The sequence below is a fragment of the Streptomyces sp. NPDC001536 genome, from assembly GCF_042894505.1.
Classification (GTDB): domain Bacteria; phylum Actinomycetota; class Actinomycetes; order Streptomycetales; family Streptomycetaceae; genus Streptomyces.
On the sequence record NZ_JBIAVQ010000011.1, the window covers coordinates 325781 to 340694 of the forward strand.

At 71.3% G+C, this 14914-nt stretch carries 14 protein-coding genes; 10 read left to right on the top strand and 4 right to left on the bottom strand.

Features of this window, described 5'->3' with window-relative positions; genetic code table 11:
• Window positions 1–38: 38 nt before the first annotated feature.
• The 4 genes from ACFY0U_RS29465 to ACFY0U_RS29480 form a co-directional block, all read right to left on the bottom strand.
• Window positions 39–1421, bottom strand: coding sequence for a ferric reductase-like transmembrane domain-containing protein (locus ACFY0U_RS29465; protein WP_388640952.1), 1383 nt, complete (start codon window positions 1419–1421; stop codon window positions 39–41).
• 124 nt (window positions 1422–1545) lie between these two features.
• On the bottom strand, window positions 1546–2247 hold the full coding sequence (locus ACFY0U_RS29470) for a L,D-transpeptidase (protein WP_388640954.1): 702 nt from the start codon (window positions 2245–2247) through the stop codon (window positions 1546–1548).
• Window positions 2248–2250: 3 nt separating this feature from the next.
• Window positions 2251–2835: a pyridoxamine 5'-phosphate oxidase family protein gene (locus ACFY0U_RS29475; protein ID WP_388640956.1), complete on the bottom strand. Its 585-nt coding sequence runs from the start codon at window positions 2833–2835 to the stop codon at window positions 2251–2253.
• 145 nt (window positions 2836–2980) lie between these two features.
• Window positions 2981–3874, bottom strand: a complete 894-nt coding sequence (locus ACFY0U_RS29480; protein ID WP_388640958.1) for a hypothetical protein — start codon at window positions 3872–3874, stop codon at window positions 2981–2983.
• A 202-nt stretch (window positions 3875–4076) separates the two neighbouring features.
• Between ACFY0U_RS29480 and argH the strand changes: the two genes are divergently transcribed.
• From argH to ACFY0U_RS29530, 10 genes are all read left to right on the top strand, one after another.
• A complete protein-coding gene (gene argH / locus ACFY0U_RS29485; RefSeq protein ID WP_388640960.1) occupies window positions 4077–5507 on the top strand; it encodes an argininosuccinate lyase in 1431 nt (476 codons plus the stop codon).
• A gap of 152 nt (window positions 5508–5659) precedes the next feature.
• A complete protein-coding gene (locus tag ACFY0U_RS29490; RefSeq protein WP_388640962.1) occupies window positions 5660–6631 on the top strand; it encodes an aldo/keto reductase in 972 nt (323 codons plus the stop codon).
• A gap of 83 nt (window positions 6632–6714) precedes the next feature.
• Window positions 6715–7266, top strand: a complete 552-nt coding sequence (locus ACFY0U_RS29495) for a TetR/AcrR family transcriptional regulator (RefSeq protein WP_388640964.1) — start codon at window positions 6715–6717, stop codon at window positions 7264–7266.
• A complete protein-coding gene (locus ACFY0U_RS29500) occupies window positions 7263–8789 on the top strand; it encodes an MFS transporter (RefSeq protein ID WP_388640966.1) in 1527 nt (508 codons plus the stop codon). The genes ACFY0U_RS29495 and ACFY0U_RS29500 overlap by 4 nt, the downstream gene beginning before the upstream one ends.
• Before the next feature lie 145 nt (window positions 8790–8934).
• Complete coding sequence (locus tag ACFY0U_RS29505; RefSeq protein WP_388640968.1) at window positions 8935–9933, top strand: AAA family ATPase; 999 nt, start codon at window positions 8935–8937, stop codon at window positions 9931–9933.
• Window positions 9930–10874, top strand: coding sequence for a DUF58 domain-containing protein (locus ACFY0U_RS29510; RefSeq protein WP_388640969.1), 945 nt, complete (start codon window positions 9930–9932; stop codon window positions 10872–10874). The genes ACFY0U_RS29505 and ACFY0U_RS29510 overlap by 4 nt, the downstream gene beginning before the upstream one ends.
• A gap of 28 nt (window positions 10875–10902) precedes the next feature.
• Window positions 10903–11853: a VWA domain-containing protein gene (locus ACFY0U_RS29515; protein WP_388640970.1), complete on the top strand. Its 951-nt coding sequence runs from the start codon at window positions 10903–10905 to the stop codon at window positions 11851–11853.
• A 118-nt stretch (window positions 11854–11971) separates the two neighbouring features.
• A complete protein-coding gene (locus ACFY0U_RS29520) occupies window positions 11972–12877 on the top strand; it encodes a S1C family serine protease (protein ID WP_388640972.1) in 906 nt (301 codons plus the stop codon).
• Window positions 12878–12903: 26 nt separating this feature from the next.
• On the top strand, window positions 12904–13572 hold the full coding sequence (locus ACFY0U_RS29525; protein ID WP_388640974.1) for a response regulator transcription factor: 669 nt from the start codon (window positions 12904–12906) through the stop codon (window positions 13570–13572).
• The gene (locus ACFY0U_RS29530; RefSeq protein ID WP_388640975.1) at window positions 13569–14825 is read left to right on the top strand and encodes a sensor histidine kinase; all 1257 of its coding nucleotides are present in this window, start codon (window positions 13569–13571) and stop codon (window positions 14823–14825) included. The genes ACFY0U_RS29525 and ACFY0U_RS29530 overlap by 4 nt, the downstream gene beginning before the upstream one ends.
• The last annotated feature ends 89 nt before the right edge of the window (window positions 14826–14914 follow it).

The window sequence follows — 14914 nt, forward strand, 5'->3', positions numbered from 1 at the left end:
GCTTCAACAGCTCCTGAAGTCCTTGAAGTTCCCGTCGCTCACATCTCGAACGACTCGTGATGGATGCGGCGGGCGGGTACACCCGCGCCGCGCAGTGCCTCGTACACGCCCTGCGCGAAGCCGGGCGGCCCGCACATGAAGACGTCGTGCTCGTCGATGTCCGGCAGCTTCTGTTGCAGCCGCTCCGCCGAGATGTCGGGCCGCTCACCGTCCGGACTGTTGACCGCGTACATCAGCCGGGCGCCCCGCTCGTCGGCGATGGCGGCCAGCTCGTCCCACAGCGCCAGGTCCTGGGTGCTGTTGGCCCGGTAGAGCAGGGTGATGTCACCGGACGCCCCGGGCAGCGTCTCGAACAGCGCCCGCATCGGCGTGATGCCGACCCCGCCCGCGACCAGCAGCACCTTGCCGCGGCTGCGGCGCTGGGCGGTGAGGGCGCCGTACGGGCCCTCGGCCCACACCTTGGTGCCGGGCGTCAGCTCGCGCAGCCGTTCGGTGTGGTCGCCGATCGCCTTGACCGTGATCCGCAGCATGTCCGGGCGGGGGGCCGCCGACAGCGAGTACGGGTGCGAGCTGAACCGCATGCCCGGCGCCTTGAACCGCCACCGGAAGAACTGCCCCGCCTCCGCGCCCATCCGGTGCAGCTTCTTGCCGCCGATGAGCACCGACACGATGCCCGGCGTCTCCTCGATGACCGCCTCGACATACATCCGGTGCCGCAGGTTGAGACGGATCGGGGTGAGGATCCGGTACCAGACCACCAGCGCCGTGACCACGCCGTACAGCCCGTACCAGAAGGTCTTCGCGGCCGGCTGCACGGCGAACTCGTTGCCGGTGCTGATCTGGTGCCAGAACGTCAGGTACACGACCGCGTAGGTCAGCAGGTGGATGTGGTACCAGGTGTCGTACCCGATGATCCGGCGGATCCCGCCGATCGAGAGGAACGCGATGGCGAACAGCAGCAGGGTGCCGATGCCCGCCTTGCCCATGTCGGGCAGGGTGTTGACCGAGTCGATCGTCTGCTGGACCACGTCGCCGAGCGACTTGCCGGCCTGAAGCGCGTACGCCCACATGGTGAGGAAGACATGCGCGACGACCAGGAAGATCGTGTAGCGGCCGCTCATCGCGTGCCAGCGCGCCACCCGGTCCGAGCCGACCCGCCGTTCCAGGGCGGGCACCCGGGCCATCTGGAGCACGACGAGTGCCATGAGGTAGCCGGCGAGCAGACCGGTGATCCGCCCCGCGGCGAGGATCTTGGCGGTGTTGTCCGCGAGGGACGGGGTGTTGTCCCACCACAGCCACAGCACCGCGGCCGCGCCCGCGCACAGGGCGATCACCAGGGGGACGGCCGGGGAGCGGCGCGGGCGGATGCGGCGCATCGTCTGGCGGCGGGCGGCGCGGCCGCCTGCGAGCGTGGTGGTCACGGTTCCTCCGGGAGCGGGGCAAGGGGGGTGGCGTGGTCCCTTGGCCCAGAGGTACGTGCGGCGACGCCGGTGTGTTCAGTGCCCGTTCGAGTTCGAGGTGGACTCGAGTGACTCGGGGTAACCCTCAGTACCGGGTGATCGCCGTCCGCCCGCTCGTCGTGCCGATCGCGATGTGCGGATCGTCGTCCGGGTCGGCCCACTTGAGGATCCGCCGCATGGCGTCCGCGGCCACCGACACACAACCCGCCGTCGCCCCGCTGCCGTTGACATGGAGGAAGATCCCGGCGCCCCGGCCGCGCACGGGCTCGGTGTAGTTGAAGCCGATGACCATGGCGTGGGCGTACTGCTTCGGGTACGAGATCAGACGCTCGGACTCGGCGGCCCGGCAGTCCTTGGCGCGGGGCTCGCTCCAACGGTTGTAGGAGCGCGAGTCGTTGTCCTGGCACCACCAGGACTTCGCGCGCACGGCACGGTACTTGTACGACGTCCCGCCCGGCGCCGCCTTGATGCCGAAGGCGTACGGCAGGTGGTAGAGCCCCGTCGGTGTGGTGCTGGTGTTCTGCTTGCGCGAGGCTCCCTCGACGAGGCCGTTCGCCCCGAACCGGGCCTTGGCCGAACCGGCCCGCACCCACTGCCCGTCGCGCAGATCCCACCAGGTGAGCGTGCCGGTGGTGGAGCCGGACCGCGCGGCGACCGCGGTGATCAACTGCGTGCCGCCCCCGGTGTCGGCCATACGGGCGGGCAGGGGCTGCCCGCCGCCGGGCGCGGCACCGAGTACGAGAAGGGACGCGGACACGAGGGCCGTGGCGACGGCGGGGGAGGCCATGGCTCAGACCGTAGAGGGCGGCAGCGGCAGCGGCAGCCCGGGTAGGCCATCCAGGCTCGTGGCGATCTGCCGCGTGGCGAAGTAGGCGCTCAGCGAGTCGTCGTCCTCGCGTGCGAAGCGCCTGGCGTGCAGGTCGCGGTCCTCGTCGTACGTCATGAAGGGCACCGCGTAGCCGCAGGAGTCGCGGATCGTCTCGGCCGTCACGACGATGATCGCCCGCAGTCCGTGCAGGCTCGGGTCGATGTCGGGGAAGCGGCCGAGGAGTTCCTTGAAGCGCGGGTCGTCCCGCAGGACCGCCTCGCCGCGGCCGTGGACCCGGACGATGTTGGGCGGGCCCTCGAACGCGCACCACATCAGGGTGATCCGGCCGTTCTCCCGCAGATGCGCGACCGTCTCGGCGTTGGAGCCCGCGAAGTCCAGGTAGGCGAAGGTGAGTTCGTCCAGAACCGCGAAAGAGCCCTTGAGGCCCTTGGGGGAGAGGTTGACCGTGCCGTCCCCGGAGAGCGGGGCGGTCGCGGTGAAGAAAAGAGGCTGCGCCTCGATGAAGGTGCGCAGCCTGCCGTCTATGCGTTCATAGATCTTTCCCATGTCTAACGATTATGGGTGCGACTCTTTCGCCTGTCTAATGAATTGCGGCATCCGTTTCGCAGAACGTCCTGGCGGAGTCCTGAACGGCATCGCCGTGGCCGCCCCGGCCGGCGCTGGAGTCGGGGCGGCCGCAGCACCTGTCACGTCACTGGGTGACCGTGCAGGCGGCGAGGGATTCCAGGCCCTGCGGCTTCTCGGCGGTACGGCCGATGGAGATGGCGATGCGCTCGATGGCGGCGGTGCGCTTGCTGGCCAGCGGGCCGACGATGGCGTTCTGGACGAAGTTCGGTCCGCCCTGGCCGACGGTGTCGACCAGGCGCTTGTTGGCCTCGTCGATCTGCGTCTGGAGGAGGGCGAGGTTGCGGTCCACCTCGGCCTGCGCGGTCGCCGGGATCGCGGGGAGCTGGGAGGCGACGTCCGGGCAGCTGATGGTCCCGACGCCGGCGTTGCCCGCGTCCCCGCTGGCCTCGTTGCCCGCCTCCTCGCCGGCGCCCTCCGCGGCGTCCGACGCCGTGGCGCTCGGGGCGGCCTCGGCCTCCTCGCCGGCGCCGGCCTCCTCGCCCGCTCCCGCCTCTTCCTCGGCGACACCGCCCGCGTTCAGGGTGCAGGGCGCGAGTGCCTCCAGGCCCGCCGGGCGGTCGGCGGTGCGGCCGATGGCGGTGGCGATGCGGTTGACCACGGCGATCCGCTTGTCCTCCAGCGGGCCGAGGATGGCGTTCTGGACGAAGTTGGGTCCGCCCTGGCCGACCGTGTCGATCAGACGCTGGTTGGCCTCGTCGATCTGGGTCTGGAGGAGGGCGATGTTGCGGTCGACCTCGGCCTGCGCGGTCGCGGGGATCGCGGGGAGCTGGGAGGCCACGTCCGGGCAGCTGATGGTGCCCGGGCCGGCGAGGGTCTGCGCGTTGGTCGTGCCGTTGCCCTTGGAGGTCTCCCCGGCGAGGGCGGAACCGGCGATCACCGCACCGGTCAGCACGAGGGCGGTGGCACCGCCGATCAACGCGACGCGGCGCTTGTTGTACTTCGGAAGAGCCCTGGACATGCTGATGCCTCACAAGGGTCGGGGGTGTCGTCGTGTACAAACGCGGCGCCTGCGTTCGGCGGCAAGTACGGGTAAGCGGTTACCCGCGTTCAAAGGATCTTCAAATTCGCGGCCGAACCGCCCGCAATTGACGAATCATGCATAGCACTGCATACTCATGCATGACAGTGAAGGCGCCACACCCTCTCTAGGAGCAACGCAAGTGAGCAGCAACAGCGGTGATGTCCGGCTCTGGGGCGCCCGTTTCGCCGACGGTCCCGCCGAGGCCCTGGCGAAGCTGTCCGCGTCCGTCCACTTCGACTGGCGGCTGGCGCCCTACGACATCGCCGGTTCGCGTGCCCACGCGCGCGTGCTCCACAAGGCGGGGCTGCTCACGGACGACGAGCTGACGCGGATGATCGCGGGCCTGGACCAGCTCGCGGCAGACGTCGCCGACGGCTCCTTCGTGGGCACCATCGCCGACGAGGACGTCCACACCGCTCTGGAGCGCGGCCTCCTGGAGCGCCTCGGCCCCGACCTCGGCGGCAAGCTCCGCGCCGGCCGCTCCCGCAACGACCAGGTCGCGACCCTGTTCCGGATGTACCTCCGGGACCACGCCCGGATCATCGGCGGCCTGATCGCCGACCTCCAGGACGCGCTGGTCGGCCTGGCCGAGGCCCACCCGGACGTGGCGATGCCCGGCCGCACCCACCTCCAGCACGCCCAGCCGGTGCTCTTCGCCCACCATGTCCTCGCGCACGCGCAGTCCCTGTCCCGGGACGCGGAGCGGCTGCGTCAGTGGGACGAGCGGACGGCGGTCTCCCCGTACGGCTCGGGCGCCCTGGCCGGCTCCTCCCTGGGCCTGGACCCGGAGGCGGTGGCGAAGGACCTCGGCTTCGAGAACGGCAGCGTCGGCAACTCGATCGACGGCACGGCGTCGCGTGACTTCGTCGCCGAGTTCGCCTTCATCACCGCGATGATCGGTGTGAACCTCTCCCGGATCGCCGAGGAGATCATCATCTGGAACACGAAGGAGTTCTCCTTCGTGACCCTGCACGACGCGTTCTCGACCGGCTCGTCGATCATGCCGCAGAAGAAGAACCCGGACATCGCGGAGCTGGCGCGCGGCAAGAGCGGCCGCCTCATCGGCAACCTGACGGGCCTCATGGCCACGCTCAAGGCGCTCCCGCTGGCGTACAACCGCGACCTCCAGGAGGACAAGGAGCCGGTCTTCGACTCCTGCGACCAGCTCGAGGTCCTCCTTCCCGCCTTCACCGGCATGATGGCCACCCTCACCGTCCACCGCGAGCGCATGGAGGAACTGGCCCCGGCCGGCTTCTCCCTCGCCACCGACATCGCCGAGTGGCTGGTCAAGCAGGGCGTCCCCTTCCGCGTCGCCCACGAGGTCGCCGGCGAGTGCGTCAAGGCCGCCGAGGCCGAGGGCAAGGAGCTGGGCGACCTGACGGACGAACAGTTCGCGAAGATCAGCGCCCATCTGACGCCGGAGGTGCGGACGGTACTCAACGTGCCGGGCGCGCTGGCCTCCCGCAACGGCCGCGGCGGCACGGCACCGAGCGCGGTGGCGATCCAACTGGCAGAGGTGAAGGCGAACGTGGCGGCACAGCACGAGTGGGCAACGGCCAAGAAGGCCTAAGGAAAGCGCCCCGATAGGGGCGCGGGGAACTGCGCGAGCAACCACGAAGCACCCGCACTCGCGAACGCACCGCACCACCCGAGCTCTGAAGCGAAGGTCATCGCGGGTTACGTTGGTCGAAGCCGTAAGGAACCGACCGAACGGAGCCCGCGATGCCCTTCGCCCGCCTGGCAACAGCGACAACCCCCACCTGCCACATCGGCCTTGGCCTCGCCGCAGTCGGTCGCCCCGGCTACATCAACCTCGGCCGCGACGAAGCCCTCGGAGAGAACCGCAGCGTCGAAGCGCTCCGCAAACGCACCCACGAACTCCTCGACGCCGCCTACTTCCAGGGCGTCCGCTACTTCGACGCCGCCCGCTCCTACGGCCGCTCCGAGGAGTTCCTCGCCGACTGGCTCAACGCCCGCCCCGACATCGACGACATCGTCGTAGGCAGCAAATGGGGCTACACCTACACGGCCGGCTGGACCACCGACGCCGAGCAGCACGAGGTCAAGGACCACAGCGTCCAGACCTACGTCCGCCAGCGCGGCGAAACCGCCGAACTCCTCGGCGACCGCCTGGACCTGTACCAGATCCACTCGGTCACCCCGGACAGCCCGGCCCTCACCGACAAGGAACTCCACGCGAAGCTGGCCGAAGCGGCCGCCGCGGGCGTGAGCATCGGCTTCTCCACCAGCGGCCCCGCCCAGGCCGACGCCATCCGCGCCGCCCTCGCCGTGACGGTCGACGGCGAGCCCCTCTTCCGAACGGTCCAGTCCACCTACAACGCCCTGGAGACCTCGGCCGCCCCCGCCCTCGCCGAGGCCCACGACGCCGGACTGACGGTGATCGTCAAGGAGGGCATGGCCAACGGCAGGCTCGCGGACCCGTACGCGCCGGACGCCCTGAAGGCGGTGGCCGCGGAGACGGGCCTGGGCTGCGACGCGGTCGCCCTCGCGGTGATCCTTCGCCGGCCCTGGGCGGGCGTGGTCCTCTCCGGTGCCGCCACGACGAATCAGCTCGCCTCCAACCTGCACGCCGCCGTCGTCGACCTCGACGAGGACCAGCTGACCCGGCTCGCGACGCTCGTGGAGGAGCCGCGGGCGTACTGGGCGCGGCGCGGGCAGCTGCCCTGGCACTGACAGAAACGCGGCTCGACAGCCAGCCATGAGACGCACATGCCCGTGGTGAGACAAGAATGTCTCACATGGGCTATCGTTGTCTCATGGCTGTCGATCGTGACCACGTGCTGCGCAGCGCCGCGGCCCTGCTGACCCGCAAATCCACCGCGACCATGGACGAGGTCGCGAAGGCCGCCGGGATCAGCCGCGCCACCCTGCACCGCCAGTTCGCCGGGCGCGACGCGCTCGTACGGGCCCTGGAGGCGCTCGGCATCGCCGAGTGCGAGGCCGCCCTGGACGCGGCCGGCCTCGACGAAGGCCCCGCGAGCGACGCCGTACGCCGGCTGGTGCGCGAGATCGAACCGGCCGCCGCCCTGCTCGCCTTCCTCTACACCGAGAACCAGCTGTTCGAGGGCGAGGAGCAGAACGCGGGCTGGACCCGTATCGACGACCGCGTCTCCGCGCTGTTCCGGCGCGGACAGGAGAGCGGCGAGTTCCGTATCGACCTGACGCCGGCCTGGCTGACGGAGGCGGTGTACGGCCTGCTGGCCTCCGGCGCCTGGGCGGTGTCGGAAGGCCGCGTGGCCGCCAAGGACTTCACCTACATGATCGTCGAGCTGTTGCTCGGCGGCGCACTACGGAGAGAGGAATCATGACCAGCGCCTTGCAGCCGGTGTCGACGACCGAGGCGGTGACCAAGCGCCCCGGACGGTGGCTCGCGCTGTCCGTCCTCGTGCTCGCCGTGCTGCTGGTGGCCGTCGACGCGACCGTCCTCGGTCTCGCGACCCCCTACATCAGCGAGGACCTGAAGCCGTCGGGCACCCAGCTCCTCTGGATCGGCGACGTCTACTCCTTCGTCATCGCCGGCCTGCTCGTCTCGATGGGCAGCCTCGGCGACCGCATAGGCCGCAAGAGGATCCTCCTCGTCGGCGCCACGGCGTTCGGCGCGATATCCGTCCTCAACGCCTACGCCACGACACCGGAGTTGATGATCCTCGCCCGCGCCCTGCTGGGCGTGGCGGGCGCGACGCTGATGCCGGCGACCCTCGCCCTGATCCGCAACCTCTTCCACGATCCGCGTGAACGCAGCCTCGCCGTGGGCATCTGGGGCGCGACCGCCTCCGCCGGTACGGCGATCGGCCCGATCGCGGGCGGCTTCCTGCTCGAACACTTCTGGTGGGGCTCGGTCTTCCTCATCAACCTGCCCGTGATGGCGGTCCTCGTCGTCGTCGGCGTCAAGCTGCTGCCGGAGTCCAAGAACCCGAACCCGGGTCCGTGGGACATGCTCAGCGTGGCCCTGTCCCTGATCGGCATGATCGCCCTGGTCTACGCCGTCAAGGAGGCCGCCACCCACGGCATCGGCGGCGAGGCCGCCGCCGTCGCCCTGCTCGGCGCGGGCGCGCTGGTCTGGTTCGTCCGCCGCCAGCTCACCCTGCCGACGCCGCTGCTGGACATGCGGCTGTTCCGCAACCGGGGCTTCAGCGCGGCGGTCCTGGCCGATCTGCTCACCATCCTCGGCCTGTCGGGCCTGGTGTTCTTCCTGTCCCAGTACCTGCAACTCGTCCAGGGCAGGCGCCCGTTGGAGGCTGGCCTGGCCGAACTCCCCGCGGCGATCGGCGCGGTGGCGGCAGGCCTGATCGCCGGGCGCGCGGCCCGCCGCTTCTCGGTCCGCTCGGTGGTCGCGGGCGGACTGGCGGCGGTGGGTGTGGCACTGGCCGCGCTGACAGTGCTCGACCAGTCGACGGGCTACCCGCTGCTGGGTGCGGCCCTGCTGGTCGTCGGCATCGGGGCCGGCTTCTCCTTCACGGTCACGGCCGACGTGATCCTGTCGAGCGTGCCGAAGGAACAGGCGGGCTCGGCGTCGGCGGTCTCGGAGACGGCGTACGAACTGGGCGCGGCCCTGGGTATCGCGGTGCTGGGCTCGATCGTGACGGGCGTGTACCGCGACTTCACCGGCCCGGCGGGCACACCGCAAGGGGCGCACGAGTCGCTGGGCGGCGCGGTGGAGGCTGCGGCGGGAATGCCGGCGCAGCAGTCGGCGGCGCTGCTGGACTCGGCGAGGCAGGCGTTCGTGGACGGCCTGTCGCTGGCGGCGGGTGTGGGCGCGGCGGTCCTGTTGGCGACGGCGGTAGCAGCGTGGTTCATGCTCCGGGACCAACGGCTGGAAGGCGGGGTTTAGGGGCGCGGGGCTGTGTCGGTGTGCGGCTCCGCCGCGTGGGCGCGATCAACCCCCACCGGCCGGCAGCCGCAAACCGAACCCCGACCAGCCCCCACATCCGACGGCTTTAAGCCCCTTTTCGCCCCGGCCTGATGGTCTTGCCTCCATGACAACCCCCGAACCCCCGGAGGCCAAGCTCCTGGAAGAGGCCCTCTTCGAGGTCAAGCGAGTCATAGTCGGCCAGGACCGCATGGTGGAACGCCTGTTCACCGCGGTCCTGGCAAGAGGCCACTGCCTCCTCGAAGGCGTCCCGGGCGTAGCAAAGACCCTCGCCGCAAAAACCCTCGCCCACGTCGCCGGCGGCCACTTCGCCCGCCTCCAGTTCACCCCCGACCTCATCCCCTCCGACATCACCGGCACCCGCATCTACCGCCCCTCCCAAGAGGCGTTCGACATCGAACCGGGCCCGGTCATCGCCAACGTCGTCCTCGCCGACGAGATCAACCGCGCCCCCGCGAAGGTGCAGTCCGCCCTCCTGGAGGTCATGGGCGAGCACCAGGTCTCCATCGGTGGCACCACCCTGTCCGTCCCCGAGCCCTTCCTCGTCCTCGCCACCCAGAACCCCATCGAGTCCGAGGGCGTCTACCGCCTCCCCGAGGCACAACGCGACCGCTTCCTGCTCAAGGTCGAGGTACCCGCACCCAGCGAGTCCGAGGAACTGGCCATCCTCTACCGGATGAGCGTGGACCCGCCCAGCCCCCGCCGCGTCCTCACCCCGGCCCGGCTCATCGCCCTCCAGCGCACCGCCGACGAGGTGTTCGTGCACCACGCGATCGCCGAATACGCCGTACGACTGGTCTGCGCGACCCGTGAACTCGCCGGACCGGCACAGCGGCTGGCGCACGGGGCGGGCCCCCGCGCCACGCTCGGCCTGGTCGCCGCGGCCCGTGCGCTCGCCTTGCTGCGCGGTCGCGGATACGTCCTCCCCGAGGACATCGGCGACCTGGCCCACGAGGTGATCGGCCACCGGCTGGTCCTCTCCTTCGAGGCGCTCGCCGACGGTGTGACACCGGGCGAGATCGTCGACGAGGTCCTCGCCGCCGTGGAGCAGCCGCGGATCAGCCCCCGCCAGGCAGCCACCGACGTCGGGGAGGTCGTCGCATGACCCCCACGCTGGGTGAACTCACCCCCGAACAAGCCCTGAAGCACCTGGAGTTGCTCTTCACCCGGCACCCCGACGGGCTCCTCCAGGGCGACCACCCCTCCCTCTTCCCCGGCCCCGGCGGCGAGCCGGCGGAGACCCGGCCCTACGTCATCGGCGACGACGTACGCCGGATGGACTGGAACGCCACCGCTCGCACCACCGTCCCGCACGTCCGCCTCACCCTCGCCGACCGCGAACTCACCACCTGGATCGTCCTCGACGCCTCCGCGAGCATGGACTTCGGCACCGCCCGCATGGAGAAACGGGACCTGGCCGTGGGCGCTGCGGCGGCCGTGGCCTTCCTCACCGAGCGGGCCGGCAACCGGCTCGGCGCGATCTTCTCCGGCTGGGGGCCAGGGGGTCATCCCCCCGATGGACGCGGTCCGCACGGCCTCCGCCGCATCCCGCCGCGCACCGGCAGACAGCACCTGCTCACCATCCTGCGCGCCGCCCTGGACCGCCCGCGCGTCCAGCCGGGAGCCGCCACCGGCACCCTCGCCGACGCGCTCGGCGCCCTGCGCGCGCTGCCCGCCAGAGGCCTCGTCGCCGTCGTCTCCGACTTCCTGGAGACCGGCTGGGAGCGGCCGCTGCGGACCGTGGCCCGCCGCCACCAGGTACTGGCGATCGAGACGGTCGACCCGCGAGAACTCGAGCTGCCCGCCGTCGGGTTGCTCACCCTCGTGGACCCGGAGACCGGACGCCGACGTGAAGTGCCCACGCACGCACGGAAGTTCCGCGACCGGTACGCCGAGGCCGCGCTGGAGCAGCGGGCCCTGATCAAACAGACCATCCACCGGGCCGGCGCAGCCCACCTGCGGCTGCGCACCGACCGGGACTGGGTGCGGGACGTCGTGAAGTACGTCGAGGACCAGCGGCGCCGAGCGGGAGGCGGTGCCGCGTGACGCGTCCGCTCGCGGGAAAGGAGGGATCATGGGTCTGCGTTCACCGGGCTGGCTGCTGCTCCTGGTGCCGCTCGCCGCGCTGATCGTCGCGTATCTGCTGACGCAGCGCCGCCGCGGCCGGTACGCCGTCCGCTTCACCAATCTCGACCTGCTCGACAAGGTCGCGCCCGCGCGGCCCGGCTGGCGAAAGCACGTCCCGGCGGGCGCCTTCTGCGCCACGCTCGCCCTGCTGGTGGTGGGTTTCGCCCGCCCGACGGCCGAGGTGCAGGTCCCGCGCGAACGGGCCACGATCGTCGTCGCGTTCGACACGTCCGGGTCCATGGAGGCCACCGACGTGGAGCCCACCCGGTTCGTGGCGGCCCAGCGCGCCGCCCTCGCCTTCGTCGACCGGCTGCCCGCACGCTTCAACACCGGGCTGGTCACGTTCAGCGGCAACGCCACGGTCGCCGTACCGCCGACCACCGACCGCGCCCTGCTCCGCTCGGCCATCCAGCAGCTCACCACCGGCCAGGGCACCGCGATCGGCGAGGCCGTCATCGCCGCCCGCAACGCCATCCGCGCGCTCGACAAACAGGCCGAGACCGAACCGCCCCCGGCCCACATCGTGCTCCTCTCCGACGGCTCCAACACGGTGGGCCGCTCGGTCGAGTCGGCGGCACGGGAAGCGGCCGCCGAGAAGATCCCGGTCTCGACGATCGCGTACGGCACCGAAGACGGCGTCGTCGAGTTCCCCGACGGCCGGGTCCTCCAAGTCCCCGTCGACGGACCCGCGTTGGAGAACCTCGCCGCCGTCACGGGCGGTGACTACCACGAGGCCGCCACGGGCGAGGAGCTCCAGGCCGTCTACGACGACATCGGCAGCTCCGTCGGCCACCGCACCGAGGAACGCGAGATCTGGCAGTGGTTCGTGGCAGCGGGCCTCGGCACCGCGCTGATCGCGGCGGCGACGTCGTTGCTGTGGTTCTCGAGGCTGCCGTGAACGGGCGGCCGAGAAAGCCCGATCGCGGCGGCTCCGGAGCGCGGCGCAGCCGGCCGGCGCCGCAACGGCCCTGAGGACAGCCACCGGTTCACCGATCCCCCCGACCAAGGAGCCAGCCGTGACGCACCCCGAGCACTCCGGCCCCCCGGGCGCACCGGCCCCCACCCCGCCCACCGGCCTCGGCACCCCGCGCGGCCCCGCCTTCCTGGCCGGCCGCCCCCCGACGCTCCCCACCCCGACCGCACCACCGGTACCCACCCCGTACGAGACCCCGAAGCCCCCGCCCCCCAAAGGCACCCGCACCCCCCGTCCCCTCGCCACCGCCCTCCTCGCCGCCGTCCTCGCGGGCGGCGCCGCCGGATACGCGGCCGGCACCCTCGGCGACGACGACCCCGCCGCCCCGGCCGTCGCCGCCCGCCCCTCCGGTGACCTGGAAGCCGTCGCCGCGCGCGTCCTGCCCAGCGTCGTCTCCGTGGTCACCCCCGACGGCCAGGGCTCCGGATTCGTCTTCGACGCCCGCGGCCGGATCCTCACCAACGCCCATGTCGTGGACGGCAGTTCCACCGTGACCGTCGAGCTCCAGGACGGCCGCCGGCTCAGCGCCGAGGTGATCGGCGACGACCCGGACCACGACGTGGCCGTCCTCCAGCCCGAGACGGCGCGCGGACTGCGCCCCGCCCAGCTGGCCACGCCCGGCACCCGTCCCGGCGTCGGCGACACCGTCCTCGCCATCGGCTCCCCGCTCGGCCTCAGCGGCACGGTCACCTCAGGGATCGTCAGTGCCCTGGACCGTGACGTGCGGCTGGGCGAGAGTGGCCGGCAGCAGCGGGCGGTGCAGACCGACGCCTCGATCAACCCCGGGAACTCCGGCGGGCCCCTGGTCGACTCCGACGGGCGGGTCATCGGCATCAATACGGCCATCGCGACGTTGGACCAGCAGAGGGGCGGCTCCATCGGCATCGGCTTCGCCATCCCCGTCGGCGACGCGGCGGCCGCGGCCCGCACCATCATCGACGGCGGCTGAATGCCGAGGAGACCGAGGGGGCGGACATGCGACTGCTCGTGGTCGAGGACGAGGAGGACCTGGTCGTCGCGCTCAAGGTCGGCCTGGTCAGGGCGGGTTACGCCGTCGACGTCGCCCCGGACGTCGACTCCGCGACCGAGAAACTGGCCGTCAACGACTACGACCTCGTCCTGCTGGACCTCAACCTCCCCGACGGCGACGGCTTCTCGGTCTGCCGCGCCATCCGGGCCACCCCCGGCGGCCCCCGTATCCTCATGCTCACCGCCCGCGACCGCCTCGCCGACCGGGTACGCGGCCTCGACGAGGGCGCCGACGACTACCTCGTCAAACCCTTCGCGCTGCCCGAACTCCTCGCCCGCATCAGGGCGTTGCTGCGCCGCGAGGACGGCGGCACCGCGGTCGTCGAGGTCGGCGAGCTCCGCCTGGACACCGCCCGCTTCGAGGCCTACCGCGGCAACCGCCGACTCCAGCTCACCCCGAAGGAGTTCAGCGTCCTGCACTATCTGATGACCCGCCCCGGCCGCGTCGTACCGGCCGAGGAACTCCTCGAACACGTCTGGGACGAGTACGCCGACCCGTTCACCAACACCGTGCGGGTCACGGTCGGTTCACTGCGCCGCAAGGTCACCGGAGAACAGGAACCGCTCATCGAGACGGTGATCCGGCAGGGCTACCGCCTCAAGGAGACCCCATGAAACGGCCGTCTCTTCCCAAGGCCCTGCCCGCCTTCACCCACACCATCCGCTTCCGGCTCACCGTCCTGTACTCCGGACTCCTCTTCGTCCTCACCGCCCTCGTCCTGGGCGCCACCTACCTCGCCGTGGAACGCAGCGGCGAGGCCCACCCGGTCACCAAGCAGTTCTCGGTGACGAAGATCGTGAACGGCGAGGAGGTGGGGGAGTTCGACGCGGTCAAGGTCGCCGAGGTCGAGGCCGCCGTGAACTACGAGACCCTCGCCAACCTCCGCCGCTTCTCCTTCGCCGTCCTCGGCGGCGTCGCGGTCGCCAGCCTCGCCCTGGGCTGGATCCTCTCCGGCCGCGCCCTGCGCCCGGTCCGCTCCATCTCCCGTACCGCCGCCGAGATCCAGGCCACCGACCTCTCCCAGCGCATCCGCCTTCAGGGCCCCAAGGACGAACTGCGCGACCTCGCCGACACCGTCGACTCCATGCTCGAACGCCTCGACGATGCCTTCCGCGCCCAGCGCCAGCTCATCGACGACGCCTCGCACGAGCTGCGCAGCCCACTGGCGATCATCCGCGCGAACGTGGACGCGGTGCTGACCGCGGAGGACTCGGACGAGGAAGAACGCCGCATGGCCGCCCGCAGCGTGGACCGGGCGACCACCCGCATGACCCGCCTGGTCGAAGACCTCCTCGCCACCGCCCGCCGCAACGCCCCCGCCCTCGCCGACGCCGACGTCGACCTCGCGGCAGCGGCGGCGGAGGCCTGCGAGGAGTTCGCCCCGCTGGCGGTCGAACGCGGCCTGACCCTGCACAAGCGCCTCACCACAGGCCTGACCGTCATCGGCGACCACGACGCCCTGCGCCGCGCCGTCGGCAACCTGCTCTCGAACGCCGTACGACTGTCTCCGCCGGGGACGCTGATCACGGTCGCGGCGGGCAGAACCACCAGCTGGCTCTGGGTGGCCGTACGCGACGAGGGCCCCGGCATCCTGGACGACGACCAGACGAGGGTCTTCGACAGATTCTGGCGAGCGAACCCGGCAAGCGGCCGCGACAGACACGCGGGCCTGGGCCTGGCGATCGTCAGGCAGATAGTGGAATCACACGGAGGCCAGGTACGCCTGTTTTCAAAGGTGGGAGAGGGAGCGACGTTCGTCCTCTGGTTGCCGGATCAGCAAGGCGCCCCGAAAGGGGCGCGGGGAACTGCGCGACCAGCCACGAACAACCTGCACCCGCCATCGCACAGTCCCCTGAGCGATTACTGACTTCCTCGGGTTGTTGTCGGCTGCTGGATGAGGGGCAGTCTGGTGCCTGCCAGGCAGCCGTCGATGAGGTCGGGCTGGAGCTGGATATG